This window comes from uncultured Marinobacter sp., assembly GCF_963974375.1.
Classification (GTDB): domain Bacteria; phylum Pseudomonadota; class Gammaproteobacteria; order Pseudomonadales; family Oleiphilaceae; genus Marinobacter.
On the sequence record NZ_CAXBDN010000347.1, the window covers coordinates 1 to 3,468 of the forward strand.

General features: G+C 57.7%; 4 protein-coding genes and 1 pseudogene. 1 reads left to right on the forward strand and 4 read right to left on the reverse strand.

The window, feature by feature from the left end; genetic code table 11:
• A partial coding sequence (locus tag AAC035_RS19725) for a YDG domain-containing protein (RefSeq protein WP_339806828.1) occupies positions 1-1,097 on the forward strand: 1,097 nt, incomplete at its 5' end.
• Positions 1,098-1,130: 33 nt separating this feature from the next.
• On the opposite strand, the gene AAC035_RS19730 is transcribed toward AAC035_RS19725, so the two are convergent.
• The 4 genes and pseudogenes from AAC035_RS19730 to AAC035_RS19745 form a co-directional block, all read right to left on the reverse strand.
• A complete protein-coding gene (locus tag AAC035_RS19730; protein ID WP_339806831.1) occupies positions 1,131-1,424 on the reverse strand; it encodes a helix-turn-helix domain-containing protein in 294 nt (97 codons plus the stop codon).
• A gap of 15 nt (positions 1,425-1,439) precedes the next feature.
• Positions 1,440-1,811 (reverse strand): annotated as a pseudogene (locus tag AAC035_RS19735) (PAS domain S-box protein); the annotation flags it as partial.
• A gap of 183 nt (positions 1,812-1,994) precedes the next feature.
• Positions 1,995-3,005, reverse strand: a complete 1,011-nt coding sequence (locus AAC035_RS19740) for a c-type cytochrome (RefSeq protein WP_339806829.1) — start codon at positions 3,003-3,005, stop codon at positions 1,995-1,997.
• A gap of 12 nt (positions 3,006-3,017) precedes the next feature.
• A partial coding sequence (locus tag AAC035_RS19745) for a c-type cytochrome (RefSeq protein WP_339806830.1) occupies positions 3,018-3,468 on the reverse strand: 451 nt, incomplete at its 5' end.

Here is a 3,468-nt window from a genome sequence, read left to right on the forward strand (position 1 = left end):
CTGCCGATGGCACGGATGCAGACAACTACAGCTTCAACACCATCGCGACCGACCTGGCCGATATCTCACCGTCCACCTTGACGATCACCACCAGCGATGTCAGCAAAACCTATGACGGAGATTTGAGTGCAGCAGGCACGGCCACGGTCACCAGCGGCACGGTATTTGAGGGCGATGAGATCAGCGGCGGCATTTTTGCCTTTACCAACAAGAACGCAGGCGTTGGCGATAGGACCGTCACCACCGCGGGCGTCACGGTTACCGACGGCAACAACGGTGGCAACTACGCCGTCAGCTACGCCGACAACACCACCAGCACGATCAATCCCTACGCGGTGAGCCTTAACGGCAACCGTGTCTACGATGGCACTATCGATGTGAATGCCGGTGCCCTGACAATCGGCACCCTGGTGGGCAGTGAGACCCTCACCCTGGCTGGCACCGGATCGGTCGCCGACAAGCATGTAGCCAACGACAAAGCCGTCACTTTGGGTAGTCTCGAACTGGCCGATGGCAGTGATGGAGGATTGGCCAGTAACTACACCTTTATCGGCGGCACTCGCATAGTCGACATCACGCCGGCCGCGTTGACGCTTTCCACCACGGATGTCAGCAAGGTCTTTGACGGTGACGTGACTGCAGCAGGTACGGCTACCGTTACCGCTGGCAGGTTGTTCGATACAGACGCCATCGCCGGTGGTGTCTTCGCCTTTACCGATCCGAACGTGGGCATTGGCAACAAAACGGTCACTGCCAGTGGCGTCACCGTTATCGATGGCAACCTTGGTGGAAACTACACGCTCAGCTACGCCGACAACACCACAAGCACGATCACAGAAATCGAGCCTGCACCCCGCGCGGTAAACGACACGGTGCTGCAAAACGCCCGTGCGACCGCAACTTCATCGGGATCAGGTGTTCGTGAGGTATCGTCTGAAGCAAATCCGGTGGTTCCGGGTCTGGCTTTGGCTGGTCTGGATACTGGCAACATGGCCGGTCTCGACCATATCCTGGTCAATGAGGGTATCCGGTTACCACCTGACCTGCAGCCGGGCAGCACGAATGATGATGATGCATCTGAAAATGACATCAACTGATGTTGCGGGGTAAGTTTCTTCAGGATAAGGCGCTTACTGGCAAACCTCGATTTCCTCGTAAAAGCGGTAGCCGAGGCCACGCAGGGTGGCCACCGGCAGTTGCAGGCCCGGGCAGGCCGCTTCGACTTTACGGCGCAGGCGACGCATCTGGGTGTCCAGGCGGCGCTGGTCGTAATACCTGAAATCCCCCCCGAGTGCGTGCACTATGACCTCCCGACTGACCGCCTCGGCGCTCCCGGCCAGGGCCAGCAACACGGCGTGGTCCTGGGCTGAAAGGAGGATCGGAGGTAGAGCCGGAGGAATCAACTGCGGCGGTGAATTGGACAAGCGCCAGCAGTGCGCCTTTGACTCGGCCTGCGTTTGTTCGCTGATGTCCCGTGCGACTGCAACTCGTACCTGGTCCGTTTCCGACCACCGCGCCGACCACAGGATGGTGACGATTTCGCCATTCTTGCGCAGGTAACGGTTCTCGAAATGGCGCTGCAAAAATCCCTCCTCAACTCGCTTGACCGCTTCAAGTGTCCTTGCCCTGTCCTCTTCAAAGACAAAATCAATCATCGGTTTGCCGATCATTTCCTCTGGTGGGTAACCAAAGATTTGCTCACAGGCTCCGGTGATTGAAACAAAACGCCCCTGCGCATCGACGACACAGATGGCATCGAGCAAAAAGTTCATGACATCGACAGGGGGGGTGCTGGTGGGGGGCTTTTTCATTAGGAATTACGGCTCCAGCCTGAGGGCACGGTGCAGTTGTCGCTGAGAATGCGGTTGGTAGTGGCAGGGATTGTACAGGTTATCACTTAAAGATCGGCACATTGATGTGTGCCATCTGAAGACTACCCCGGCAGAACTGCCGGGGGGTATTAACGATCCATCCTCTCTGATCGAGTGTCCGCGCTACTCGAATGTCCGTGGCCTGACCGTATCGGGCCTCAGGAAGTCCTTTTCTCCAAGGTTGTCATGATCACCAAGGAGGTGCCCGTCATGCTCCCTCACCTGGCCATACAGTGAGTTCTTGTGGAAGGTGGGGCCATAGAGCTCCAGCGTTTCCTTGATGTCGCCGGTGTAACGGGGATCCTGAGGTCGCTCCTGGCTGCTCATGAAATAGGCGATATCCCAGGCCTCCTGATCACTGAGGGAGTTCGGTTGACCCAGCGGCATGTTGTTCTTGATAAACCCGGCAGCGGTAAACACCCTGACGATTCCCGCCCCCCAGTTATTGGAGCCGTCGCCCCAGGGTGCCGGGAATACTGTCCGGTCATTCGCCACCAGACCGCTGCCATCTTCACTGTGGCAGACCGCGCATTGCTCCTTGTAGGCCGCTTCGCCGCGGGCATAACTGAGCTCCTCAGGCCGCTCGGGGGCAGGATATCCGCGGCCGTAAATGGGCTGTTTCGGATACATGGGCACACCGGTGGCAAGCCATTGATGATAGGCAGTCAGCGCGAGCATATTGTCGCTGCCATACTCCGGCGGTTTGCCATTCATGGAGTAGGTAAAGCAGCCGGCGATGCGTTCCTCAAGATTATTCACATGGTCATTCTTGGGCCGGAAGTTCGGTAGCAGCACCGCAGCAGGCCAGACTGGCGCGCTGAAGGGCATGGCGCCGTCACCCAGGTGGCAACTGGAGCAATTCATGTTGTTGAACACATTCTCGCCACGCAATTGCTGCGTATTGGTAAACAGGTCATGGCCACGGCGAATCACCCGCTTCAGCTCCGGATGGAGTTTCTGGTTTTCCAGTTCGTCAATGCCCGGCGGAATGTGAACCAGCTCGTTTTCCTTGGGTGGTGGATAGCCCATCTTACTCAGGGTATCGAGAGTAGTCCGGGTGAGCTCATTGGCGGTCACCGCTCCGGCAACAAGGAGGGAGCCAGTCAGGGCAACGCAGGTCAGTGTTCGTATCATGTTCAGATCCTCCTAGTTAGCCCCGTTATGCTGATTGGCAAGCCATACGGCAACGGCGTGAATGTCCTCATCGCTCAATCTCCTGGCAACGGAGCCCATCAGATCGTTCGGGTCATTGCTCCGGGTCTCTTCCTTCCAGGCCTTGAGCTGGTTCTCGATGTAACCTGCATGCTGCCCGGCAATTCCCGGGAACACGCTCCCTGCCCCCTGGTTATCAGGGCCATGGCAGCTCTTGCAGGAGACGATATACCGCGACCAGTCACCCCGAAGCGCCAATTGCTCACCACGTTTCAGGGTAGCCTCGTCTGCACTCTCGCCACCTTTGCCGGCCGTGGACGGCATTTCGCTGTAATAGACGGCCACATCCGCTATCTGTTGCTCATTCAGCATGCCGGCAAACGGTGCCATCGTGCTGTTGGCACGGGCACCCGACTTGTAGTCGTGTAATTGCTTCGAAAGATAG